We start from the raw sequence: 25,685 nt of genomic DNA on the forward strand, positions 1-25,685 counted from the left end.
CGCAGTCGGTGATAGGTGGTTGCAAGAGATAACGATTGTGTAACGGCCATCCGAACCGCAATACTAAGACTCGGCCCGCTCCGCCGAAAGTCAGGAGTGCGCGATATTTCCACGATGCCTCTTACTACCAGTATCCGCATGTTCGAAGATGTACCGGTCGAATTAATTACTATAGCTAAGGAGACGCGCGACCGATTCGCAGGTTACGACGAGTTACGTATTCAGCGCGAAGTCCGCGATGCGCTGAATAGAAGTCGAATGTCGATCACCGGCGAGAGAGATTACGTAACCGATCTCGAGACGGAGATCGTCGATGCCATCCAAGCGCAACAAAAACCCTGACAAGATTTTCGAGAACGCATACCAGAATAGTCGACTTTCTAGTAGAAAGTGCATGCGTAGGCACGCATGCACTTGATTGGTATATGCTACCTCTCCCTCAATCCAGGCCACTGCTTTGATAACAAAAAGTGAGGAACTAGAGAAAGAGATCGTCGCGAAAGTGATTCGGGTTGTCTTTAATCGAATCGATGTCAAGCTAAACCAGAAGCACCTCACGCACTTGGTGCCCGTTGTCGGCGGGATCGTCCCTGCGGGCCTGAGCAACGACATGCCGATCCGGACTCTGTAGGAGACAACACGGATCTATCGCGCTCGATACCTCTCTGACAAGTACGACGTGTCCTTCGATGAGTGGGCGGACCATGCTGGGGGGGGTCGACGAGGCAGAGTCGATACCCGACGACACGGTTGCAGTGGATCCGATCGACGTCGAGGCAGTGACTCTTGCCGTGATCGCGGACCAGACCATGCTCGACCCGAATGCAGACGATGGAGCGATTGACGGCCAACCGACCGAACCTGCTGGACAAAGGTCAGACTCGTAGCATTCCAAGGGAGGTGGGTCTCGATACGCCGCCTTCGGCGGCTACTCGACCAACATGCTTGCAAGCGCGTCTCGAGTCGCGCAGGCCCTTTGCTGCCTGCGCGCGTGATCTCTCGGCCAGATTTCCAGCTGGCGGCAGCCCCTACCCCTTACAACGAGGGCGTGGCATTCGTCGCCAGACACTAGGGGCGAAGCGACCCGATCAATTCGCGCTCGTCGGTATCGGGGAGCCCCACCCCACCCACGAACCCCGCCGCCGCCCCGTCCCGCAGCGTCTCCTCCAACGGCCGCCGCACCAGCCCCGCCGCCTCCGCACGCGCCGTCGATCGCGCGTTCATCCCGTACCAGGACCGATCCGCCAGCCAGAGCGGCAGCGAGCGCGGCCCCGCCCACTCGTTCACGCCGTGATCCTTCAGCCACTGCTCGGGAGCGCGCACCGGCTCCGCTGAGGAGCCGGCAGCGGCCGCTGCGAGGAACGCGGGCAGCGGAACCGCTACTCCGGCCGCGTTGAAGACGCCCGCGGTACCGAGAGCGGCGCACCGCACCAGCCACGCCGCGAGGTCCCGCACATCCAGCACCGCGGCCGGCAGCTCCGGCGCATCCGGCACCAGCACCGCCCCCTCCACCGCCGGGTGCGCGAACCGCCACGGCCAGTACGTGCTGCGCCCCGTCGGATCCCCCGGCCCGCCGAGCAACCCGGCCCGCGCGATCAGCGACCGCGACTCCCCGAAGCCCTCGAGCACGGCCTGCTCGCACGCGACCTTCGCGGATCCGTAGTCATCGGCATCGACGTAGGAGTCGGCGGCGAGCGCCGACAACAGCTCAGCGTCCTCATCCGCCCCGACGAAGGCCTGGGACGCGTAGACGTTGCCGGTCGAGACGAAGAGGTATCGCTCGGCGACCGGCGCGAGGTCGCGCACCGCCCGCCGCACGTGGCCGGGCTGCCGGGCGACGTCGAGTACGGCGTCCCAGCGCTCGGCGGCGACGCCGGCCAGCGCGTCGTCGCTGTCGCGGTCGGCGCGCACCAGCCGGGCACCGAGGGGAACGTCCGTGCCGCGAGCGACGCAAGTGACGTCGTGGCCGCGCTCGAGCGCCTCCGTCGCGAGCTGTCGACCGAGCCATGCCGTGCCGCCGAGGATCAGGAGCTTCATCCCGGCATGCTGCCACGACAGCCGCCGGGCCCGCGACGGCGATTGGGCGGCTCGAGTCCTGGCGGCCTACCGCTGCATCTGGCAGCACCCATTGCACGTGAGTCGTCCCGCTGCCGCACTGGACTTTCGTGAGCGCTATCGGGTCGGTCGGCCTGGATCCCGACGGACGCGACGGCGGAGACGGTGCACCTTCGCAGTTACCGCCACGGCTGCGCCAGTGCGGTCCACATCCACGCCTACCCCCCGTTCTGAAACTGTCCTCATGCGAGCTTTCTTCACATACTGTTACCGTGCCTCCCGCCAGCGGTCGACACAGGAGATCACCTGGTCCTGCACCTCGAGAAAGGGAGCCTCTCGATGAGAAGAATCGCCGTAGTCCTGCCACTAGTACTGACCTTCGGGCTGTCCATGATGGCCGCTTACGCTCTACCAGAAGTGGCATGGACACTGGCCAATCCTGCATCAGCAGATACCGACCCGACTTTCCTCTTCGCCGGATTCATCGGTCTCGCCATCATGTCGCTCGCCCTGCACGTCTGGGGTGCCGTCTGGCTTCTGCGAGGACCGAGCGCCCACGACTAGGGCACAACAGACAGCATCGAGCGGATGCGGCTGCGGGATTCGCGAAGCGCCACGACAAGTGGAGCCGCGCCCGGTCGGACCCCGGGACGCGGCGAGCAGCCCGGCCCGCACGATGAGAGCCTGCGACGTTCCGAACCCCTCAAGCGCGGCCTGCCCTTGCGCGACATCGGCGACTCCGTCGTCGTGAGGTCGTGGCCGCGCTCGAGCGCCTCCGTCGCGAGCCGTCGACCGAGCCATGCCGTGCCGCCGAGGATCAGGAGCTTCATCCCGGCATGCTGCCACGACAGCCGCCGGGCCCGTGGAGGCGCCCCCGAGGCTCGAGGACCGCCGCCATCCTGGGTGCACCTGCGTCATCTCGGCGGCATTCCGCGCCAGCGCCGCGGGCGGGAGAACGCTTGCCTCTGACGCTTCGGCGCCGATGGCCGCGGAGCGAGGGCGGCATCGAATCACCGCCGTTCACGCGCTGCCGAGGGTCTCCTCCCGCGGAAAGACGCGGATCCCTAGGGCACCGGCACCGCAGCGGCGAGGCGGAAGCCTCCCCACCCGAACGCCGAGTCTGAAAATTCTGTGAGCCTCGCATGGGCACGCCCCGACCCCCTCCTGGGCACCCCCCGAAAGGCGGACATCGGATTGGTCCTCCGTGTGCCCAGTTAGGGGGACTTTTTGTCCCCCGGCCGGACGTATCTTGATGCCTGCTCGACCGGGACCATCCGGCCCAGCGGGATCTGGGGGAGCGAGACATGTCGGAAGTGCGCGCGCTCGGGCGCCACCGGCAGACTCCGCGAGGACGGACCCGCCCAGCCGATCGCCGGTCGATCGCGCTGACCCTCGTGCTCGCGCTGCTCGCGGCGGTGCTGGTCGTACTGCCGGCGACGAAGGCCGAGGCCGCGACGGTGCTCCTCCAGGAGAGCTTCGGCGGCACGAGCGTGCCGGACCCGGCCTGGCAGGCGCTCGACAGTGCCTGCATCACCCGTGCCACCGCGGCTCCGCCGACCGGGGCCTCGAACCTCGGAGTCTGCGCCAACCGCGAGCAGGCTCCTCGCGCCGACTTCGCGACAGGGTTCCTCCAGCTGACCGACACCCGCAACAACGCGAAGGGCGGCGCCGTCTTCAACCGGCCGATCCCCGCGACCGGCGGGCTCGACGTGCAGTTCGACCAGTACCAGTACCAGGCGCTCCTCGGGCTGCAGGGAGCTGACGGCATCGGCTTCTTCCTATCCGACGGGTCGCGCAGCCTCACCGCGGCGGGTGCCCCGGGAGGGTCGCTCGGCTACGGGCAGTCGACAGCCGTCCCCGGCGTCAACGGCGGCTACCTCGGCATCGGCCTCGACGTGTACGGCAACTTCTCGTTCGACGACGGTGGGCTGGGAGCCGGCTGTCCTACCAACGCCGCAGCGGGCGCCCGGGTGCAGAACCGCATCGTCGCTCGCGGCCCCGGGCAGGGCACGGCCAACTACTGCTACATCGCCCGCAGCAACGCGATCTCCCTCCGCCCCACCCTCAACCTCGCCAACACAGGCACGCCGGGCACGGACGTCGGCCGTACCATCCGCGTGACCGTCTCGCCCGACGCCAAGCCCGTCGTGACCGTGTACTACGGCAGCTCGGCGGGCCTGCCCGCCTCCAGCCTGACCCAGGTGATGCAGTTCACGATGGCGACGAACGCGCCGCCCACCTTCAAGCTCGGCTTCACCGCCTCCACCGGCGGCTCGAGCGATACGCACCTGATCCGCAACGTCTCGGTCTCCTCCATCAACAACCTCGACGACATCACGCTGGTCAAGCAGATCGACCGCACCACGACGCAGCCCGCGACCTACTCCGAGGGCTCGGTCATCCCCTACCAGTTCGTCGTGACCAACGGCTCTGTCAACGGCACGCTCAGCGGAGTCGCGGTCTCGGACCCGAAGGTCCCGACGGTGACCTGTCCGACGACGACACTCGCTCCGCTCGCCACGGTCACCTGTACGGGCACGCACACCGTCACCGCCGCGGAGGCGGTCGCGGGCAACCTCGTCAACACGGCGACAGCCTCCGCGACCAAGACCACTCCCGGTCAGGCCACGGTCGGCGTCACCAGCAAGACCGCCACCGTCACCGCCCCCATCACCACCCCCGCCCCGGCGATCTCGCTCGCCAAGACCGGCGCGCTCGCCGACACCAACGCCAACACGCTCGCCGACGCGGGCGAGACCATCACCTACAGCTTCGCCGCCCGCAACACCGGCAACGTCACCCTCCAGAACGTCGCCGTCTCCGACCCGAAGGTCGCCGGCATCACGCCGCTGAGCACGACCTTGGCCCCGCAGACGACGGCGACCTTCACCTCCGCGCCGTACACAGTGACGCAGGCCGACATCAACACCGGAGCCTCCTTCACCAACACGGCGACGGTCAGCGGTCGCACGCTCGCGGCCACCCCGACGACGGTCAGCGCCTCCTCGACCGCCAACACGCCCATCCGCTACGCCCCCGCGATCAGCCTCGTCAAGAACGGCGCCCTCACCGCGGGCTCCACGGTCGGCTCGACCATCGCCTACACGTTCACGGCCACCAACAGCGGCAACGTGCCGCTCACCGGAGTCGCGATCACCGACCCGAAGGTCACGGTCGTCTACGGCGCCTGGCCCGGCGCGACCGGCGAGCTCGGCATCGGACAGTCGGTCTCCGCCTCCGCGACCTACACGCTCACCCAGGCCGACGTCGACGCGGGCTCGGTCGTCAACACGGCCACGGTGACGGGCAAGCCGCCCACCGGCGCGAACGTCACCGCTACCGCCACCCGCACCACCACCCTCACCCGCGCGAACGACCTCGCCTTCACCAAGACGGCGAACCCGGCCTTCATCAGCACCGCCGGCACCGTGATCACCTACACGTTCCGCGCGACGAACACGGGCAACACGACCCTGACGAGCGTGGGCATCACCGACCCCAAGACCGGGCTCTCGGCCCTCGCCTTCACCTGGCCGGGTACGGCCGGCCGGCTCACCCCCGGGCAGGTCGTCACCGCGACCGCCACCTACACGACGACCGCCGCCGACGTGACGGCCGGCTCGATCGCGAACACCGCGACCGCCACCGCGACCCCGCCCACCGGCGCCGTGATCACGCGCACCGCCTCCGTCACCGTCGCCGCGATCCCCGACCCGCAGGTCGACTCGGCCACGGTGGTGCAGGGCGGCTCGGTCGTCATCGACGTGCTCGCCAACGACGGCGCGGCTGCCACCGGCGCGACGTTCTCGCGGGCGCAGCTCTCGGCGACGCCCAAGGTCATCGGAGGCGCCGCGTCGCCCGCGCCGGCCGCCCCGATCATGGGATCGGTCACCTGCGTCGACAGCGGCGCGACCCGGGGCCAGTGCACCTACCGGCCCATCGCGGCCTACGTCGGCACCGACGTCTTCGACTACGCGCTCTCGGGCACCTACGGCACCTGGAACGTGCGCGTCACCGTCACGGTGACCGCCCTCAACAAGGCGCCCGTCGCCCGACCCGACCGCGCGGTCGCCACCGCGGGAGGCGCCTCCGTCACCGTCTCGCCGCTCGCCAACGACACCGACGAGGACGCGGGCACCACGCTGACCCTCTCCTCCGTCGGCTCCGTCGGCAGCGGCACGTTCGGCTGCGCCGGAGCGACCTGCACCTACACGCCCGGGGCGGCGACCGGCTCGTTCCCGATCGCGTACACGGTGTCCGACGGCGCGCTCACGGCGAGCAGCACGATCACGGTGTTCGTCGACCCCGCTCCGCTCACCCGCCGCGGCTTCACCGGCACCGACACGACCGGCGGCTCGATCGGCCTCGGCACCTGGACCCGCTCCTCCGTCGTCGCGACCCCGGTGGCGAGCTGCACGGCGAACCGCCCGAGCACCCTCGTGAGCTGGGCCGCCGCGCCCGGCGCCACGGGCTGGACGCTCGAGCGCCGCCTCGCCGGCGCGACCCCCGGCGCGTGGACGGTGGTGGCGACTCCCGCCGCCGCGGCCACGAGCTTCACCGACGACCGACTCGGCGAGGGCCGCAGCTACCAGTGGCGGGTGCGACCCGACCTGCAGCGCTGGCTCGGAGTCGCCTCGGCCGCCTCGACCGCGGTCGCCCAGCCGGCCGTCACCACCGCGAGGGGCTGCTGATGCGGCTCCCGCCCACGACTCGACCCGCACACCTCCGTGCCGGGAAGACCACGCCCGACCCGGGCACCCACCAGAGAGGACCGGTCTCATGACCATCACAGCACCCGAATCCAGCCCGAAGCGCCGCGCCCCGTGGAAGAAGATCGCCCTCACCGGCGGTGTCCTCCTGGCGGCGGGAGCCCTCGCCGGCGCCGGCGCGTTCGCCGTCTTCACCGACTCCGGAACCGCGGTCGGCAACGTCGACGCCGGCCAGACCGACATCAACGTGACCGGAGGCTTCACCGTCCAAGACATCGCGCCCGGCGACACGATCCAGCGCCCGCTGACCCTCGTGCTGCCCAACGCGACCAACGACGGCGACCTCGTCTCGACGGTGCGCTTCTACCAGGACGTCACCTCCGAGACCGCGGGCACCGACGACCCTGCGCTCACCGGCCCCGGCGAGTCGCTCGTCACGGGCACCGACGGACTCAACTACCGCCTCCTCACCTGCACCGTCCCGTGGACCACGGCGGCCACCGCCCCCGCGACGAACGGCCCCTACACCTGCGCCGGAACCAGCACCCCCACCGGCTCGGGCAAGCTGTCGACCATCGGCGGAGTCGCCAACGCGGCGAACTTCACCCCGGCGAACTTCGGCATCACCCCCACCGCGACCGGCACCTTCCCGTCGGACCTCGGTGACGTGTCGCTCTACACGCTGATCGAGCTCGTCCTGCCGACCGCGGCCGACAACGACTACGAGAACGCCACCGCGCAGATCACCTTCACGGCAGCCGCCATCCAGCGCGCGGGCATCCAGAAGTAGCCCGCTCCCGCTCCGCCCGGCACCTCGGGCGGAGCGGGCCCCTCCCCCGCCCCGAGCGGGGACCCCTTCTTCCCCCGGAGCCCCATGCACCACGTTCGCGCGATCGGCGCCGCCCTCGCGGCGGCCCTCCTCGCGCCCGTCCTCCTCGCGCCGTCGGCGAGCGCCGCTCCGCAGAGCGTCATCGATGTGCAGGAGCTCAGCGCCCCCTCCGCGCTGTCGGGCCTCGCTCCCGGCGACACCGCCGAGTGGGCGGCCGAGGTGACCAACATCGGCACCTCGCCGCACGACCTCTCGGTGGCCTTCGTGGTCGACGGACCGGACGACCTCGCCACCGACCCCCGCGACGGCCTGCAGCTGGTCGTCGACCTCTGCCCCTCCGCCTTCACGGTCGTCGACCGCCGCCTCGCCGACGGTCGCGACATCGAGCGCTACGTCTGCCCCGACGAGGTCGTCCCGCTCGGGTCCGGCCCCGCCGCGGTCCTCGGCCGTCTCGAGGGGTCCCGCCCGGTCGCCCGCGGCGCCACGATCGGAGTGCGGGTGCGGGTGGCGTTCCCGTCGACCGCGGGCGACGAGCTCGAGGACACCGACGCCGGCCTGCGCGTCGTCGTGACGGAGGCCGATGGCGTCCCGGTCGGCCCCGGCTCCGGGCCGATCGCCCTCCCGCTCCCGGGCGGCCTCGCGGTCACAGGGCGCGACGTCGGCGCGGCGCTCCTCGGCGGACTGCTCGCGCTCGGCGCGGGCGCCCTGCTCGCCGGGGCCGCCCGGCGACGACGCGACGGGGAGGAGCGCGCATGAGACTCCTCCGCTCCGTCCTCGGCATCGCCGTCGGCCTCGTCGCCCTCGTCGGCGTCGCCGTCTTCGTGCTCTCGGCGCTCGGCGTCGTGCGCCTCGTCCCCGTGCTCTCGAACTCGATGGCGCCCGACATGCCCGTCGGCTCGCTCGCGATCACCCTCCCGGCTGCCCCGACCGAGATCCGCGCGGGCGACGTCATCGTCTTCACCGATCCGGATGTGCCGGAGCGCCGCGTCATCCACCGCATCACCTTCGTCTACCCCGAGGAGGAGGCGGCGCTGCTGCGCGGCCGCGAACCCGGAGAGCTCGCCCTCACGACGAAGGGCGACAACAATCCGACCGCCGACCCGTGGATCGTGACCATCGCCGATCAGCGCATCTGGCGCGAGCAGACCTCCGTGCCGCTGCTGGGCTGGCCGAGCATCGCGCTCGCGCAGCCGGAGGCGCGGTTCGCGTTCTTCGCCGTCGGCGGCGCGGCCGTGGTGGGCGCGGTGCTGCTCGTGATCTGGCGGCGGCCGGCCGAGGTGCGCTCGTGAGCCGCGGGGCGCACCGGGCGGGCGGGGCCCACCGGGAGGTCGTCCGCCGGCTCCGCGGCGGGAAGCGGACCTCGTTCGCCCTGGCCACCGCGGGCCTGCTGCTCCTCGGGGCCGCGGGAGGCGCGGTCGCGGTCTTCACCGACCGGGCGAGCGCCGGCGCCGGGGTGAGCGGTGGCGTCGTGATCGCCGAGTTCGACGCCACGGGCCGCACGACCGCCTCCGTCCCGGTGACGGGGCTCACCCCCGGCGCGACCGCCGTCCGCCTCCTCGACCTCACCAACATCGGCACCCTCACCATGTCGGCGCTGCAGCTCGAGACCGCTGCCCCCGTCGTCGGCGCCTCGTCGTCGGACGGGCTGCAGCTCGCGATCGACCGCTGCTCTCAGCCCTGGTCGACCGACGGAGCGACCTGCGCCGGAACGGTGACCACCGTCGCCGCCGACCGCCCCGCGACGGCGCGCATCGACCTCCCGGCGTCCCCCGCCCTGGCGGTCGGTGCGACCGACAACCTGCGCCTCACAGTGCGGCTGCCGGAGTCGGCGCCGACCGGTGCGCAGGGCAGCACGGGCTCGCTGAGCATCACCGTGACCGGCGTGCAGCGGCCCGGTCAGCACCGCTGATCGTCAGCGGTACACGCTCCACTCGGCCTTCTCGACGCGCTTCTCCTCGCCCAGCACCTCGACGATCCACTCGCCGTCGCCCTTGGCGAGCACGCGCCCGCGGAGGTACTCCGGCTCCCAGCCGTCGGCCCTCGGCACCCACTTCACGAAGCGGGCGAACCGACCCGGCGTCACGTCTTCTCTCGACATCTCCACTCCCTCGCTCCACCGGCGGAAGGGCTCCCTGAGCGGGGTTTCCGACCGGATACCTGGACTGTAAATCGACAGGAGTCGGTTGGAGGAGGGCGTTGACTCCCGGGGCGTCTTCTGCAAGCGCTCTCAGGCGTCTCCCACGGGGGTGCTCGAGGGGGCGCGCTTCACGGCCAGGAGGGCGAGTCGTCGGGACGTGAGACCCTGAGGCACCCGCGCCGAGCGCGCCGGTCCGCCTGGCAGTCCCGGAGGGGGCCGCGAGACGAGCGCGCGTCGCGACGCCTCCAGCGTCACCGACGACGCAGCTCGATCCTCGGCTCACTCGACCTCGAGTCGCACCGTCAGCGAAGCGTCTCCCGCCGAAGCGATGAGCTCCACATCCCCTGTTCCCTCCGTCGCCACCAGATCGGCAGCCGTCGCGATCCCATCGGCGTCGGTCTGGACGGCCAGGACCTCGCCCTCGAAGGCGGCGGGACCGGAAGCGACGTGGAACGTGACCGTCACGTCCGGGACCGGCGACCCGTCCCTGCTGACGAGCACGTTCGCCGCGTCGAAGGCGGATCCGGGCGCGACGGGCTCGGGGACGTCTCCGATGACCGCGAGGACCGCGTCCGCTGATCTCGGAGGAGAGGCGAGGGTCGGGCCGTCGACCGCCGACGGCGCAGTACAGCCGCAGAGCACGGCGACTGCGGCGAAGACCACGGCGGCGGCGGTCGAAGGCCTCACGAGATCAGGAGGACCTGGAGGAGGGAGGTCGCACCGAGCGCCGAGATGCGCACCGTGACAGGCCCCGAGCTCGTGCCGGCTGTCAGTCCGAACGCCGTCGCCGACCCGTCTTCGTAGGTGGTCGTCGGGAACACCGCACCGAGATCCTCGAACGCAGCATCTCCCGAGATCACCTCGAAGACGACAGCCTCTCCCTCCCCGACCGGAGCGGTCCCCTGCTGGAGCAGAACGGTGATCGGCGAGAACGACTCCCCGGACGCGACGGTCTCGGTCGCGTCGCTCTGCAGGACGAGACTCCGAGTCATCGACGCGGCGGCCATCGGTGCTGCGACGGCCGCCAGCACGACCGGCGCGGCCCAGGCCGCCGCGACGACGTTGCGGCGGGAGGGGGAGGCCGAGCCTCCGCGGATGGTGGGGTCTTCGTTGTCGTGATTCATCTTCTGGTCCTCTCGGGTGGGGGATGGTGGGAGACAGGTCATCGGGCGGCGTAGGGCAGGACGAGGGTCTGCTGGGAGGCTCCGGCCGTGGCGACGACGCTCACCGTGCCGGCGGCCACGGAGGCCAGCCCCGTCTTGATGGTCGTCGTGGCGGTCGCACCCGGCGCAAGGGCGACGATCGACTTCTTGCCGTAGCGGCTCGTGATCGCCACATCGACGGGCGCACTGAAGGTGTTGGTCACCACCACGTCGAGGACGACGCGTCCGGCCTCCGTCCTCGTGGCGGCGGACCCTGTCACCAGCTCGGTCGGCGCCGGCCGTGACGCCACGGTGACCGCGGGGAGGGCAGCCGGACGTGGACCGGAGACGCGCGCAGTGATGCTCGCCGTTCCCGGCGTCGACGCCGCGGTGGCCGGAGGGGCCACCGCCCAGCCCGCGCTGTCCGATACCGCGACGGCGGTCGCACCGCCCGCGAAGGCGGCCGGACCGGCGATCTCGAACGTCACGGACACCCCCGCGACGGGGACGCCCGTCGTGTCGAGGACCTTCACCGTCGGCCGCGCGAGCGGATCACCCGTCCACACCGTCTGCGCCGTTCCGCCCGGGGAGAGTACGGCCGGCTTCCCAGGCCCTGCCGCGGGATGCGAGGCCCGGACCTCGTTCACCGCGGCGCCGGCCTGGAGACGGACAGTCACAGTACCCGCGCCCACCGCGGCAAGTCCGGTCGGGAACTCCGCCGAGGCCGTCGCACCCGGCTGCACGCCCAGGACCTTCTTCGAGCCGAACCGGGTCGAGAGTGTCATGTCGACGGGGACGGTCGAGGTGTTCACCGCCTCGACGGTGAGCACCACCCGACCGCCGGCAGCACCCACGTAGACGTCGGCACGAGAAGTGAGCGCCACGTCGGGGGCCGTCACCGACCGCGCGATCAGGGCGAGGACCGGAGCCCCGGCGGCGGCCGCCGTCGCAGTGACCGCGCCCGCACTCGTGCCGGCGACGAGCGGCGTGGACGACACCGCGAAGCCGGAGGCGTCTGTGACGGCACGATTGGTCGGCGAGGCGGACGCACCGCTGCCGAAGGCCGCCGCTCCGGTCACCGTGAATGCGACTTCGGCTCCGACCACCGCTGTGCCGTCCGCCCGCATCAGCCTCACCGTGTAGGGCGGCAGGGCCCCACCGGCCAGCGCTGTCGCGGACGCGCTCAAATCGGTCAGCACCAGCACCGTCTGCGGATCCCAGGCGTCGTAACGGAGCGTGCGACTGCCCGAGACGGTCGGAGTCGCCGCGGTGATCGTCATCTCGCCGGCGGCGATCTTCTTGAGGCCGGTCGAGAAGAGGAGCGTCCCGCTCTCCCCTGCGACGAGGGCCGGGATCTTCTTGGTGCCGAAGCGAGTGGCGACCGTGACGGCCACCGTCTCGGGCGAGCCGTTCGCGACGACGACCTGCAGGACGACCTTGCCGTTCACGACGATCGGAGTCTGAACGGCGGTGACTCCTGCGGGGAGTCCGTCCATGGCGGGCACGACCTGGTCTCCGAGATCGACCGAGGACTGCCCCGACACCTCGGCGCTGGTGCGCAGTGCGCCCGCAGCGCCTGTCGGGACAGGCGTCGTCGAGACGGCGTACCCCTGCTGATCCGTCCGCACCGTCTGCTGCTGCGAGCCACCCGCGAACGCAGCGGGTCCGTCGACGCGGAAGATCACCTCGGCCCCGATGACCGGTCGGCCGCTCGCGTCCAGAACCTGCACGGCGAGAGGCTTCAGCACGTATCCCGTCGGAGCCGTCGAGACGGGCCGCACCTCGGCCACCTCCGCAGCCCAGCCGGCCTTGATCGTGAGGCCCACCGTGCGCTTCTGGTCGGGCCTGGCTCCGGACACCGAGAGCCCGAAAGCATAGGTTCCCCCAGCGAGCGTTCCCGAGAGCAGGCCGCCCGGCGACAGCGAGACCGCCGGGCTCCCACTGCTCTCGATCCGCCACTGCGGCTGCACTCTCTCGCCCGTCGGCGAGAAGACCGTCTTGATCGAGTTGGAGGGAGTCGCGTCGATGAACCTCTGGTCCCCAGCGACGTCGGTCGCGAGCTCCGGGCTCGTGAGGACCGGCACGCCGAGGGCGCGCCACCCGGCCTCCTGCGCGTAGCGGCGAAGCGTGGGTGCGTCGCGCTTCCAGTAGTTCACGTGGTTGTCGTACCCCTGGACGAGCTGCAAGGACGCCACCGCTACGCCGAGCGGAGGGAAGACCTTGCCTGCGCGGAGGCTGATGTCCGCGATGTCGACGAGGCCGCAGACCACATCGGGGTACGCGCAGAGCGACGTCGTCCGGTCCTCGATGGTCGAGGGGATCGTCTCGTTCCAGACCAGCGCGCTCACTCCCGTCGTCCAGGAGCCGCTGCCCTCCATCCGGCCGCCGATGTCCTCGTTCTGGCTCGGGTTCGCGACCAGGTAGAGCCCCTCGATGCGCGAGCGTCCGGTGGCCCCCACGGACGAGAGATCCGGCTGGTCGTCGAGCACACGGCTCATCACGACGGCGCCCTGGGAGTATCCGGACAGGATGTACGTCTCGTTCTCGCACGACTCCATCCGGCTGCGGAGGAAGGTCGTCATGTTCGCGACGCCCGTCTCGATGCTGTCGTAGTAGCCGGTGAAGTCGACGTCGCCGTTGAGGAGGAGCGGCACCTTCCTCGCCGGGTAGTCGAGGTACACCGCGGCGAAGTCACGATGCGGCGCGACCACGTCGTGCAGCTCGAGATTCAGGACCCCCAGGGGCCGCCCGATGGTGCCGACCTCGCCGGAACCGGCCGCCGCGATGTGGAGCACGTCGACGCACGCCGGTGCCTCACTCGAGCTCGTCACCCCGATGTCGATGCCGACCGGACCCTCGGACTCCTCCGGAGCAGTGACGGTCTTCGGCACGAGGCTGTGCAGCACCCGCGTGGTGCCGTCCGCGTACTGGGCCACGACCGCGTAGAAGGGATGGAGCTGCTCGCTCCTCTCCGGCAGGAGGATCATGTCGGTACGGTCCGGGTTGAGAGTCTCGGTGATCCGCTCCCAGTCGCTCGATCCGGGGAGCACGTCGTCACGCCCCCAGACCGAGTACCCGACCGCATCCGGAACGACCTCCCACGCCACGGCGAGCGCCATGGTGCTCTCGTCGATGTCGACCCACTCCGATTCGACATCGAGGACCTCCGTCGGTCTCGGCTCGAGCACGAGCGGCGCCCTGTCGACGTCCACGGCGCCTCCGGTCGAGGTCGAGAAGAGCCCGAGGAACGACGAGTCGTCGATGAGCGTCCTGCCGCCGACCAGCGTGTAGAAGACGAACTCCGCGGTGAGGGATTCGCCGGGTCGCAGCGAGGGAACCGACCTCGTGTACTCGGTGTCGGGAGCGAGGAGCATGTTCGAGCCCTGTCGCACCTGGACCGCGGGGTTGTAGACGATCGTGCCGGCGCGTTCGGGCGTCACGTTCTTCAGCTTCACGGTCACTCGGAAGGGGTCGTACGCGTTCGTCGTCGGGTCCACGCTCACGGTCATCGACAGCGCCGACCCGCCCCAGACCTTCAGCGGTGCCTGCGTCGCTGCCACCAGGCGGATCGGATCACCTGTCGGCTGCATGACCGCGGTGTAGTCGGCCGTCAGCGGGTACTCTCCCTCGACGTCGCCGCGCAGCGTCCACGAGACCGTCTGGCTGCCACCGGCGGGAACCTCGGGTACCGCCACTGCGAGCGACTGCTGTGCAGCCGTCGGAGCGAGACTGATGCCGGCCGGCAGGCTGAGCGAGGCGAGGCCGTCGGTGAAGCGGAAGGGCTCCGCAGCGAGGTTCTGCACGATCATCCGCGCCTCGAAGAACTCCTTGAGGTAGCTGCCGCCGATGGGGACGACCATCCACTGCACGGCCGGTCGGCCCTCGGCGTGGACGACGGTCGGCGTGTAGCTGTAACCGCCCTGCACGACGCAGCCGCAGTCGGAGGTCCCCCCGCCACCGCCGCCGCCACCCGTCTCGCTCACCGCGACCACTCCCGAGGGGTTCCACGTCAGAGCGACGGGCAGATCGACCGCCTCACCGGCCACAGCCAGGTGCACCTCGGCCTCGAAGACGCTGGTGTTCTCGGGTGCGGCCGGGTCGATGCCCCGGTCGACGATCTCGTCGTAGGTCAGCTGACGCGTCTCGAGCGCCGTTGCTCCGACCTCGCCGCTGGCGAGGTTCGCCTCGAGGGAGCCACTGCTGTCTCTCAGCACGGCCGTCGCCGCCAGCGGGAGGTAGCCCGGTGCGGTGACGAAGACGCTCGACGAGCCATCGGGCATCCCGTCGAGGGTCGCGACGCCGGCGCCGTTGCTGACTGAGGAGATGCGCTGACCGCTCGGCAGGGTGGTGCTGACCGTCGCGCCGCTGAGCAGAGCTCCGCCGGTCCGCACGGTCACGGTCAGCCCCGGGACGACGGGGGCCGGCGTAACCGACACGACGAGGGTCGACGTCGCGGTCTCGGTGCCGTTCGCGACGGTGAGGCGCACGGTGTAGGTCCCCGCCGCGGAGTAGCGGTGGTCGGCGACCAGTCCGGTCGCCGAGGATCCGTCTCCGAAGTCCCAGGTCGCCGTCCTGATCAGTCCCGCGGGTCGCGATCCCGCGCCGGTGAAGCGCACATCGGCTCCCGCTACGACCAAGCGGTCGTCGCCCGCGACGGCGACGAGAGGCTCGGGGAGGATCACGCTGACGCGAGTGGTCCGGACCGTCTCGGTCGTGCCGTCGCTGACGATCGCCCGGAGCAGATAGGTGCCTGCCTCGGAGTAGCGGTGGGTGACTCCCGATGCCGGCCAGGCTCCTGCGCGCTCAGCGGTGCCGTCCCCGAAGTCGAAGCGGAACCGGAGCGCGTCGCCGTCGGGATCGGACCCCCCGAGGACCATCGCCACCGGCGCGTCGATCTCGACGATGCTCGCGTCGGTGCTGAAGGTGATCTCGGGCGCGCGGTTGGGCGGCGTGACACTCAGTGCGAACGGCACGGCGGCGACTCCGGGTGCAGTGGCCGTCACGGTCACCGCACCGGTCGACGCACCCGCCACGATCGACGGCGAGACCGCCCTCCCGAGACCGTTCGCGACCACGACCGCCGAGGTCCCCCCCGTGCTGAACGCGGCATCTCCGGTGATCGCGAACGTGACGCGGGTCTCGGGTGCACCGACACCCTCTCCGTCGACGGCGCTGACGGCGAGCGGTGCACCGAAGGTCTGACCCGGATTCGCGATCTGGCCGTCACCGATCGGGTCGACCAGCGCCGTGGCCACGGGGAGCGCCGTGGTGCTCACCCGGAACTGGACGGGAACCAGCGACCCCGTGCTCGCGGTGACCGTCGCCGAACCGGCGGTCGTACCGGCGCCGGGCTGCACCGAGGCGATGCCCTCAGCATCGGTGTAGGCGTAGCTGCGGGTCTGACCAGAGAAGGCGGCGACTCCGATCGAGCTGGACGTGAATCGCACCGACTGGTTCGCGACGGGCGAGCCGTCGGCCGCCGTCACGCGGACCGCGAGAGGCGCGAACAGCGAGCCGACCCGGACCCGTTGATCGTCCCCGGAGACGAGGGTGAGCCTGGTGGCGGTGCTCGAGACGGTCATGTCGAAGAGGGCGGCGGCGGACGCGTCCGGGGCGGTGGCCGAGACGAGGACGGATCCGCCCTGGCTCCCGGCGAAGAGCCGAGGGGAGATGGCGACTCCGGTGGTGGAGGAGGGGACGACGGCCGAGGGGACGTGCTGCCCCGCAGCGTCGACGAAGTACGCGTCACCCGCAGTGACGGTGTACGTGACCGGGACCTTCGGCACGACGGTCGCCGACGCCGCGTTCGAGACGAGGGCGGTCAGTGGTGAACCGAAGGCGGTGCCCGGAGCGGCGGTCTGCCCGCCGCCGCCACTGGCCACGATCCGGTCGGCGATCGGGTAGGCGAGCGCTTCGAGGGCGATCGATCCCTGCTCGACACCGTCGATCTCGACTCCCACGGTGAACGGGCCGGGGACGTCGCCCACCGAGATCGCCGACGCTTCGAGGCGCGCGAGGCCCTCGGCGTCGGTGATCCTGTCCGACCGGCGATCGCCGCCCGAGAAGACGTGCGGTCCTGCGTCCGAGAGCGTGAACGTGACGAGCTGGCCGACGGCCGGCCGGCCCTCGTCGTCGAGCGCCTGCACGACGATGGGCGCGGTGGCACCGCCGACGTAGACCTTCTGATCACCTCCCTCGACGATTCTGATGGCGGTCGCCAGCCCGGTGACCGTGTACGCCCAGGTGATCGGCGCGATCCCCGGGGACTCCTCCGACGTCGCAGTGAGTGTGAAGGCGCCGGGGGTCGTGCCCGCGACGATCACCGGCGCGGTCGCGTATCCCTGGGACGTCGAGCGCACGACGACCTCGGTCTCGACTCCGGCCGCCGTCCGGAAGCCGGAACCCGTGCCGCCGTCGATGCGGAAGCGCACGTCGGCGTAACCGGCGCTCTCTCCGGAGGCGGTCGCTCGGACGCTCGGGCTTCCGGTGAACTCGGAGCCGGCCGACGCCGAGCGCTCCCCACCGCCGTCGTCGACGACTGCGTCGGGGGCGGGGTAGGGGATGACCTCGACGTCGAAGTCGACCTGACCCGAGCCGGGGAGGGAGGCGGCGATCAGGAGTCGGCCGACCGCGTCACGGCCCGCCGGGGCGCGGAGGCCGCAGAGGGTCGCGATCCCGTCCGGTCCGGTCCGCGTCGACGACGTCTCGGGGTTGGCGGTGCAGGGGTAGGAATAGTAGGTGGGCACGCCGGGGTAGGTGAACGTCACCACCTGGCCGGCGACCGGCTCCCCTTCGGAATCGGTCACGCGCACGCTGAGCGGAGCGAGAGGCTCGTCGGGGTGGACCCGCTGGTCACCCCCGGCGACGGCGAGGCCCTGGGCGACGCCGGTCACACGTCCCGTCCAGACGAGGTCGGAAGCTGCCGGGCTCGACGCCGTCACTGTCACGTCGCCCGGTACAGGCCCGGCGGCTCCGAGGGCGACGGAGAAGTCGCCGCGGATGTCCGTGGTCGCGGTCGTCTCGGTGGAACCGTCGGCGAACGTCGTACCCGTGCCTCCGTCGATCCTCACCGTGATCGGAGCCAGGCCGGCCGGCCCGCCGTCTGCGGCCGATGCACGTCCCTGGAGCATCGGCGGCTGACCGCCGGTCGGGACGCTCCATCCCGAACCGCCTCGATCGATGAGCTGCACCGGTGGCCCGAACGCCTCGACCGTCACCGGCACGCGTGTCGACACCCCGGAGGCGGTCTCGACGAGCAGTACGGCCGGTCCCGACCGAGTCGGGCTCGCGTAGAGGACGCCCGCGCGTGCGGAGCCTCCTGGACCTGTCGTCGACGTCACCGTCCGGCCTTGTCCATCGTCCCCGCCAGATGGGGTGAAGCCGATGGGACCGCTCTCGACGGTGAAGGTCACCGTCTCGTTCTCCACCGCGTTGGCATCCGCATCGAAGACACCCACCGAGCTGTTGAGCCAGTACCCGCCAGGCAGTACAGAGGAGTTCGCCGCAGGCGAGTGCACCTCGATCCGGGCCGTTCCCCCGGTGATCCAGAAGTCGTAGTAGAGGTCCTCGAGGGAGTCCTCGCTGCTGACGAAGACGGTTGCCGGGCCGCTCTCCGGGCCCGCTCGCAGCAGAGGGCTTGTCGCCATGCCGTTCTGATCCGCGACGACCCGGACGGTGTTCGCGTCCTCACCGGGCTGCACGACGAAGGAGGCCGAGCCGGCGGGAGCCACCCGGAAGGTGAGGGGAGCGAAGCTGGCGGCGATCCCTCGCTCGTCAGTCGCTCGGACGACCATTGGAGCAGCGAAGTCGGTCCCGACAGCCGTGCTCTGTCCGCCGCCACTGACCGCCACGATCTTCCACGCGCGCACGCGATCGCCGATCAGCATCGTCAGTTCCGTGCGCGCAGATCCCGCGGATGCGCGAATCGTGACGACACCATCGGCAGCTGTAGCACCGGGATCCACCCGCACACAGTCTTCGGGGAGGGTCGCCAGGCCGCTCGCGTCGGTGACGGAGTCATAGCCCGACGACCGCTCACCGCAGACGAGGCTAGCCGGACCGAAGACCTGGAAGTAGGCTCTACGGCCCTGCAGAGAGACTCCGGAGCTGTTCGCCGCTCGAACGGTGACCTCGCTGTAGGTGTCGCCGGGCTGCGCGTACTGCCGATCACCCGTCACGCTTGTCAGGGCGGTCACGCGGTCGAACTGGATGACGGTCCCGAAGCCGCCGACGCCTTCCGCCCGGACGTCGATAATCGAGTCCTCGAGCCCCTCGCTATCGCTGACGAACCAGCCGGTCGTGTCCGAGTCCGGTTGGTCGCTCGGGATCGTCGTCGCGATCCCCTCTTCATCGGTCGTGGCTATGAGCGACGTCCCGCTACCGACGAAGTACCCCGAGTCCCACTCGAGCGCGAAGACCACCTCGACTCCAGCGAGCCCCGCACCATCAGCGCCGACCACTTTCTGCTGCAGCGGGATCCGCTGCGGTACACCGGGATTGGCGAGCCTGATGAACGGGTCGCCGATGCGCTCCAGGCGTGCCACCCGCGTCGCTCGGAAGTTCGTGAAGACGTACGACTCGGCCTGGGGCGTCGACACCTGGATCTCGACCGGCCCGTAGTAGTCGGGGTCGGCGAGCCTCAGCCGCGGCCCGGTGCCGGTGTACAGGTAGGGCGACGCCTCGCCCTGCGCGTTGGTGACCGTCGAGACCGTCGAGGAGGAGGACGCGGGGCCGGCGGCCGACTCCGGGTACTCGAAGACCGCTCCACCCTTGACCACCTCGAAGGTCACGGGCGCACCCTCGACGTACGCTCCTCCCTCGGTCCTCACCTGGACCTGCATGTCGTTCTGGAAGTAGGAGCCGGGCAGCGCCCCCTCCTCCGACTCCTCCGTGCCGTAGCTCGGAGTGAGCACGAGCGTCTCGTTCGGCGCGAGCGCCGATGCCTGCACCGTCTCCGCCATCGCGCTCGGCGCGAGGCCGACGCTGGTGACGAGGACGAGCGCGGTGAGAGCGGTCGCGGCGAGTCGGGTGGAGCGGCTCCAGAGAGCGAACATCGTTGGTCTTTCGTCCGAGGGCACAGGCCCGAGCCAGAAGTGGCCCCGGTGCACGCAGACCCGCGCTCCCTGGTTCGCGGCCCCAACCTGTGGATCCGCTCCGAATCCGGCCAGCGCAGTCAGATACTAATGGCGCGAGACGTCGCCTTCTCAGAACGAGACATCACGTCCCCACAGCCGTCGACCATCGCCAGTCCACGGCTGTCAGCGCCGCACGAGCCTCCGCACCCGCTCCCGCAGCAGATACGCGCGATACGCCGCGTACCGCACCGCCGGCCGCGCCAGCGCCCGAGCCCGCACGCGCACCGGCACCCGCCCCGCCACCGCCTGCTCGTAGATCGCCGCCTGCCGGAGCGCCGCCGCCGCGAGGCTGAACCGCTCGACGACCACCTCGCGCCCGAGCTCACCGAGACTCCGCCGCAGCTCTGCGTCGCCCGCGAGCGGCCCCAGGATCCCGGCCAGCCGCCCCGCCCCGTCGACCCCGTCGCCGAGCGAGTACCAGCCGCCCTCGAGGAAGAAGGGCAGCGACTCCGGAGTCAGCAGCCGCCAGAACGCCTTCTCGCCCTGCACCACGAGCGGCTTCGCGAACGCCATCCCCCGCAGCGCGCTGCTGCCCATGCCGAGCACGATGTCGGCCGCGGCGTAGGCGTCGCGCGGGTCGAGCATCTGCCCGGTGAGGGTGACCAGCCGGCGCGAGCGCCCCGCGTTCACCCGGTCGGCCGCCGCCTGCAGCTCGCCGCGCACCGCTCCGTCGCCGACGATCACGAGACGGAGGCGGTGCTCGTCGCCGATCCGCCCGACCGCCTCGATCGCGGCGAGGATCCCCTCCCGTTTGAGGTCGGCGACCAGTCGCGCGACGGTCACCACCGCGATCTCGTCGGGTGCGATGTCGAACCGCGCTCGGAGTTCCGTCACGTCCGCCACCGGTGCGTTCAGCTCGGTGTCGACGGGCGGCTCGATCAGGTGCAGGTCCGTGCGCCGCGCGCGCTCCTCCTCGAGCAGCTCGACGACTCCGACGATCATCGGGAACACGGTCGGCACGAAGTCGGGCACCTCGGGCGACAGCACCGTGGTGACCACCGGCACCCCGTCGATCAGGTACGGCCCGAAGGCCGAGTCGAGGGTCGGCGCCCACTCGTAGGCGTGGATGAGGTCGATGCCGCGCTCCCGCACGATGCGGCGGAGGCGCGCCATGCTGCGCGCCGACACGTGCGGCCCCTTCTCGGGCGCCTCCTCCCAGTCGAGCCCGAGCTCGGCGACGAGCGGCGTCAGGTCGCCGCGCGGACCGTAGACCACGGCCTCGTGGCCGAGCGCCGCCATCCGTCCGGCGAGCTCGATGCCGTTGATCTGGCTGCCGCCGACCTCCATGGTGTGCAGGCAGGTGAGGATGCGCATCGCTGGGCCTTCGGAGTCGGGTGCCCGCGCCGTGCGGGGTCAGCCCAGGCTCCCAGGGATCGGCGCGTTCTGCGAGCCGGGCGTCCGTTCCGCGAGCCGGAGGTGCCGCGCCCAGCCCGCACGGCCGCCGCGGCGCCCGTCCGGCGTCGAAGGTGCGCACAACTAAGGCTGAATCCGCCGAACTGCCCAAAATCCGAGAGGACGCCCGATTCAGCCTTAGTTGTGCAGCCGAACGCCCTCGAACCCGCGCCGCGATGCCCCTCCCGCGCGCCTCCGCAGCACCTCCGGCTCGCGAGACCACGTTCGGCTCGCAGAACCACGTTCGGCTCGCGGAAAAGGCCGGATTCGACGAGCCGAACCGTAGTCGACGAGCCGAACCGGATCCCACGAGCCGAACCGGATCCCACGAGCCGAACCGGATTCCACGAGCCGAAGGCACCTCCGGCCGACCCTCGGCTCGTGAAACCGCGTCGGGCTCGCAGGAATCGACGGATTCCGCGAGCCCGAGCCGATTCCACGAGCCGAACGTGCCCCCGACGTCAGCCCGGCAGCACCTCGAAGTCGTTCTCCTGGAACTCGGCCACCTCGGGCACCCAGCGCGACTGCACGAACTCGACGTGGTCGGGGTGCGCGTCGTACGCCGCGAACGCCGCCCGGTCGGCGAACACCATCGAGAACTGCCAGTCGAGCGCGCTCTTCGCGCTGACCTGCCGATTGACGGTGAAGTCGGTCACCCCGGGGATCGCCGACAGCGTCCGCCGCGCGTGGGAGAGGAACTCCGCCTCCGCCGCCGACCCCGTCTCGTGCACGAGCGAGAACGCGACGGTGTGCTGCACCGCACCCGAGGCCCCGGCGATCTGGCGCCGAGCCTCGTCGATCGTCTCCATCACCGACACCACCTCGTGGTGCGGGTGCAGCGGCGACTCGAGCAGCCCCTGCGCGACGTACGACGCGAACGCCGTCGCCTGGAACGCCAGGTTGCCGTACGGCCAGGGTCCGTCGTCGATCCAGGTGTCCGACTCCTGCGCCGAGCTCAGGCTGCCGAGGGTCAGCGTCAGCCCGCTCGGGCCGAAGAAGGGGCTGTGCACTGCGAGGCGACCCTCGGAGCCGAGGATCATCGCCTCGACCGGCAGCGAGGTCTCGAGCGAGGTCGACAGCAGGGCCTGCGGGCCCGCCTCGGTGCTGAGGAGGAGGTCGGCCCGCGAGTCGACGCCGGTTTCGGGATGCGTCGCGCCGGCCGCGCTCACCCGCGAGGGGGCGCCGATCACCGACGAGGCGAACGAGATCGGGTAGACGCCCGCGTCGAGCAGGGCGCCGCCGCCGAGGGAGGCGTTCCAGAGCCGGCTCTCGGGGTCGAACGGGATCGAGAAGCCGAAGTCGGCGCGCACCAGGCGCAGCTCGCCGAGCACCCCGCTCTCGACGACCTGGCGGATGACGTCGGCCTGCGGCAGGTAGCGCGCCCACATCGCCTCCATCACCAGGACCCCGGCGGCGCGACCCGCCTCGGTGATCTCGCGCGCCTCCTCGGCCGACATCGCGATCGGCTTCTCGATCAGCACGTGCTTGCCGGCCGCGATCGCGGCGAGCGCCTGGCTGCGGTGCAGCGGGTGCGGAGTCGAGACGTAGACGACGTCGACGCCGGGATCGGAGACGAGCGCCTCGACCGAGTCGTGGATCGTCGGGATCCCGTGCCGCTCGGCGAACTCGCGGGTCTTCTCGGCGTCGCGGGCGGTCACGGCGACCGCGCGCTGCGTCGAGCGGACGTGCAGGGCACCCACGAACTGGTCGGCGATGCCGGTGCCGATGATCCCCCAGCGCAGCACGGGCACGGAGGAGGGGTCGATCGTTCTCGGGGCGGGGAGCGTCACGGGCATGGTGTGGCCTTCGCGTCGGTACGGGAGTGCGGGCGGAGTGCGCCCCGATGCCTGTCGGCAGGATCGCCGCGACCCTAGCAGCCGGTCGGTCGGAGGTGGGGCGCGCCCGCAGCGGGGTCGGCGGCGGCGCGGGTCAGCGCGTCCCGAACACCGAGCCGCGCGGCTCCGGCGCCTGGATCGAGAGCTCCTTCGACTCGGCCCGCCGCCCGCAGCCCGGCCCGTTCGGCTCGTCGACGAACGTCCAGTCGATCAGCTGCTCGCGGGTGAGCAGCACCTCGCCCTGCCGGTCGAGCAGGGTGACCGCGATCGGGTCGGGCGACTCCATCCCGAGGTCGAACACCCATCGGTCGTCGCTGCTGTGCAGCACGGGGAAGGACAGTGCGCCGTCGGAGGCGAGGTCGCTCGGGCGCGAGCACACGCCGCCAGCGCAGATCCGCACATCGGCGACGGAGGTGCGCCCCGGGCCCGAGACCGTGATCGCCAGCGAGGTGCTCCAGCCGACGGCCGTGCAGGCCGCGGGCGCCGCACAGCCGCTGAGCAGCAGCACCCCCGCCACCGCCGCTCCTGCGCCCGCCCGCCTCATCCCCTCATCCTCCTCCGCCGGCCGGCCTGCGCGAGGGGACCTGCGGGGCCGGCCGCCCTTCATGCTGATCGAGTAGCCCGCGCAGCGGGCGTATCGAGATCCACGTCCGTCAGAAGGGCAGGGCTGAAGCCTGGTCTGCTGAAGCTGGTAGGTCTCGATACGCCCCTGCGGGGCTACTCGACCAGCATGACTACTCCGCTCACCCCCGCGACCAGTCGACCGCGTCGAACAGCGCCCGCAGCGTCGCGCCCCGCGCCGGGTTCACCGACGCCACCCAGGCGATCCGCCCGAGCAGGTGCGCGCCGAAGTCGGGCACGCCCGCGCGGTTCTGGCCCGCCGGCCCGTGCACGACGCAGTTGTGCAGGATCGCGTGCAGCCGGTCGACGTCGGCGCGCCGCACGTTCGGGCGCGCGTTGACCACGACTCCAGTGACGCTCTGCCGCACCGACGCCGAGCGGAGGCGCGTCTTGCGCGGGTTCACCGCGTAGCCCGAGTCGGCGACGATCCGCTCGGCGCCGCGGGCGAACGCCTCCGCCCGCCGCGCGAAGCGCTCCCCACCGCTGAACGCGAGGTCGTCGGCGTAGCGCGTGTAGCGGGCGCCCGCGGCCTCGGCGTAGCCGGTGAGCCGCGCGTCGAGCCGCCGGAGCGCGAGGTTCGCCAGCGCCGGCGACGTCGGCGCGCCCTGCGGGAGGTGCGGCAGCGTCAGCGACCGGCGCAGCGCCGCGCGCTCGTCGACGTCTCCGCCGCCGGGCATCCTCCGCAGCACCGCGATCGGCACCGCGTGCGTGCACAGCCCGGTGAGCGCGTACGCGACCGCCTCCGTCATCCCCTCGCCGCGGAGCAGCCCGAAGATCCGCGGCGCCGTCACCTGCGCGAAGAAGCGCTGCAGATCGAGGGTCACGACCATCGCCGAGCCCGCGTGCACCTGCGCCCCGCTGACGGCGCTTCGCCCGGGCACGAAGCCGTGGGCCGCCGGGTGCACGGGCGCCAGACCGACGATCCCGTCGAGCACGCTGCGCTGCACCGCCTTCAGCCGCGACCTCGGCACCTCCAGCAGCCGCGGCGCGCGCCCCGGACGAACCCGCCAGACGTGGTCGTAGTGCTGCAGGGCGCCGTCGGGGGCGCGCCGGTTCCAGCCGCCGAGGTCGGCGAAGCCGTCGAGCTGCGCCGGAGCGATCCCGAGGAGCCGCGCGAGGTCGTTCCGCCCGTCGATCAGCGGCACCGGAGAGGCTCCCGCGACCGCCCGCGCCGAGACCGGCGCGAGGTGGACGACCACCGGCTGCGCGCGCTCCGGCAGCAGGCCGGCGATGCAGCGGGCGAGCTCGCGGGGCGCGTCGACCGGCGGATGCGGGAACGCGACGAGCACCCCGGTGATCAGCGGCCCGAGCCAGCGGCGGCGAGCGCCGAGGGAGTCGGCGGCGGCGGCGCGCAGCGAGTCGCGCGTCCACTCCGCCCCGAGGAACGCGTGCGCGAGCGTCTCGACGAGCACGTCCCGACCCCGCACGGCGCCCTCCCCACCCCTCGGACGCCGTCCAGCCTAGGCTGAGGCCGATCGCCCCTCCGGGCGAGGCGGACGGGGCGCGAGCCGCACCGTCCTCTCCGGGGTCACCCCGGGGCACGCAGACCGACCAGGCATCACGCCGCAGGCGACCGCCCGCGCTCCGCGCAGCTCTTCGCCCGCACTTCTCGACAGGTCGCCCGGAGGAGCGGTCATCGCCGATCGACGTTCGGGAATCGGCCGACGCAGACTCCCCATCCGCCGGGCACGAGCGGTAATCTGGCAGCAGTCACTCCCACTGACCCACCCTTGACCCCGGTGCCGGCGCCCCGATGAGCGAGCCACCCGAGAAGAGGACCCACGATGGATCAGTGGCGCAGTCGCCTCCCGGTGGAGGAATGGGTCCCCGT

General features: G+C 71.4%; 17 protein-coding genes. 7 read left to right on the plus strand and 10 right to left on the minus strand.

The annotated features are described in order from the left end of the window. Positions 1-138: 138 nt before the first annotated feature. Positions 139-342, plus strand: coding sequence for a hypothetical protein (locus GRS96_RS01215; protein WP_159855278.1), 204 nt, complete (start codon positions 139-141; stop codon positions 340-342). A gap of 726 nt (positions 343-1,068) precedes the next feature. On the opposite strand, the gene GRS96_RS01220 is transcribed toward GRS96_RS01215, so the two are convergent. Then, positions 1,069-2,037 carry an NAD-dependent epimerase/dehydratase family protein gene (locus GRS96_RS01220; RefSeq protein ID WP_159855276.1) on the minus strand — a complete coding sequence of 323 codons (969 nt, stop codon included), beginning with the start codon at positions 2,035-2,037 and terminating at the stop codon, positions 1,069-1,071. Positions 2,038-2,394: 357 nt separating this feature from the next. On the opposite strand from GRS96_RS01220, the gene GRS96_RS01225 reads away from it, so the two are divergent. Next, positions 2,395-2,619, plus strand: a complete 225-nt coding sequence (locus tag GRS96_RS01225; protein WP_159855274.1) for a hypothetical protein — start codon at positions 2,395-2,397, stop codon at positions 2,617-2,619. Here GRS96_RS01225 and GRS96_RS01230 read toward each other — a convergent pair. Then, positions 2,616-2,885, minus strand: a complete 270-nt coding sequence (locus GRS96_RS01230; RefSeq protein WP_159987496.1) for a hypothetical protein — start codon at positions 2,883-2,885, stop codon at positions 2,616-2,618. The genes GRS96_RS01225 and GRS96_RS01230 overlap by 4 nt on opposite strands. A 474-nt stretch (positions 2,886-3,359) precedes the next feature. Here GRS96_RS01230 and GRS96_RS01235 point away from each other — a divergent pair, with 474 nt between their 5' ends. The 5 genes from GRS96_RS01235 (at position 3,360) to GRS96_RS01255 (ending at position 9,502) form a co-directional block, all read left to right on the plus strand. Then, positions 3,360-6,746: a DUF7507 domain-containing protein gene (locus GRS96_RS01235; protein ID WP_159987497.1), complete on the plus strand. Its 3,387-nt coding sequence runs from the start codon at positions 3,360-3,362 to the stop codon at positions 6,744-6,746. A gap of 88 nt (positions 6,747-6,834) precedes the next feature. After that, positions 6,835-7,554 carry a TasA family protein gene (locus GRS96_RS01240; protein ID WP_159987498.1) on the plus strand — a complete coding sequence of 240 codons (720 nt, stop codon included), beginning with the start codon at positions 6,835-6,837 and terminating at the stop codon, positions 7,552-7,554. 84 nt (positions 7,555-7,638) lie between these two features. After that, the gene (locus GRS96_RS01245; RefSeq protein ID WP_159987499.1) at positions 7,639-8,349 is read left to right on the plus strand and encodes a hypothetical protein; all 711 of its coding nucleotides are present in this window, start codon (positions 7,639-7,641) and stop codon (positions 8,347-8,349) included. Further along, on the plus strand, positions 8,346-8,882 hold the full coding sequence (locus tag GRS96_RS01250; protein WP_159987500.1) for a signal peptidase I: 537 nt from the start codon (positions 8,346-8,348) through the stop codon (positions 8,880-8,882). Before GRS96_RS01245 ends, GRS96_RS01250 begins: the two co-directional genes overlap by 4 nt. Beyond that, positions 8,879-9,502 (plus strand): TasA family protein, encoded by a 624-nt coding sequence (locus tag GRS96_RS01255; RefSeq protein WP_159987501.1) that lies wholly within the window; start codon positions 8,879-8,881, stop codon positions 9,500-9,502. Before GRS96_RS01250 ends, GRS96_RS01255 begins: the two co-directional genes overlap by 4 nt. 3 nt (positions 9,503-9,505) lie before the next feature. Here the strand turns inward: GRS96_RS01255 and GRS96_RS01260 are convergent, their stop codons facing one another. The 8 genes from GRS96_RS01260 to GRS96_RS01295 all read right to left on the minus strand — a co-directional run bounded on the left by GRS96_RS01260 (position 9,506) and on the right by GRS96_RS01295 (position 25,281). Then, complete coding sequence (locus GRS96_RS01260; RefSeq protein ID WP_159987502.1) at positions 9,506-9,691, minus strand: hypothetical protein; 186 nt, start codon at positions 9,689-9,691, stop codon at positions 9,506-9,508. 318 nt (positions 9,692-10,009) lie between these two features. Continuing rightward, complete coding sequence (locus tag GRS96_RS01265; RefSeq protein ID WP_159987503.1) at positions 10,010-10,417, minus strand: hypothetical protein; 408 nt, start codon at positions 10,415-10,417, stop codon at positions 10,010-10,012. Continuing rightward, positions 10,414-10,854: a hypothetical protein gene (locus tag GRS96_RS01270; RefSeq protein ID WP_159987504.1), complete on the minus strand. Its 441-nt coding sequence runs from the start codon at positions 10,852-10,854 to the stop codon at positions 10,414-10,416. The genes GRS96_RS01265 and GRS96_RS01270 overlap by 4 nt, the downstream gene beginning before the upstream one ends. A gap of 38 nt (positions 10,855-10,892) precedes the next feature. Continuing rightward, positions 10,893-19,925 (minus strand): PKD domain-containing protein, encoded by a 9,033-nt coding sequence (locus GRS96_RS01275; RefSeq protein ID WP_159987505.1) that lies wholly within the window; start codon positions 19,923-19,925, stop codon positions 10,893-10,895. Between the two features lie 204 nt (positions 19,926-20,129). Next, the gene (locus GRS96_RS01280; RefSeq protein ID WP_159987506.1) at positions 20,130-21,320 is read right to left on the minus strand and encodes a glycosyltransferase family 4 protein; all 1,191 of its coding nucleotides are present in this window, start codon (positions 21,318-21,320) and stop codon (positions 20,130-20,132) included. 539 nt (positions 21,321-21,859) lie between these two features. Beyond that, entirely contained in the window at positions 21,860-23,194 is a 1,335-nt protein-coding gene (locus GRS96_RS01285; protein ID WP_159987507.1) for a Gfo/Idh/MocA family oxidoreductase, read from the minus strand. A 133-nt stretch (positions 23,195-23,327) separates the two neighbouring features. Beyond that, the gene (locus GRS96_RS01290) at positions 23,328-23,777 is read right to left on the minus strand and encodes a hypothetical protein (protein WP_159855250.1); all 450 of its coding nucleotides are present in this window, start codon (positions 23,775-23,777) and stop codon (positions 23,328-23,330) included. Positions 23,778-23,976: 199 nt separating this feature from the next. Continuing rightward, the gene (locus GRS96_RS01295; RefSeq protein ID WP_159987508.1) at positions 23,977-25,281 is read right to left on the minus strand and encodes a reverse transcriptase family protein; all 1,305 of its coding nucleotides are present in this window, start codon (positions 25,279-25,281) and stop codon (positions 23,977-23,979) included. Between the last annotated feature and the right edge of the window lie 404 nt (positions 25,282-25,685).

Source organism: Rathayibacter sp. VKM Ac-2803 (genome assembly GCF_009807175.1).
Taxonomy (GTDB): domain Bacteria; phylum Actinomycetota; class Actinomycetes; order Actinomycetales; family Microbacteriaceae; genus Rathayibacter.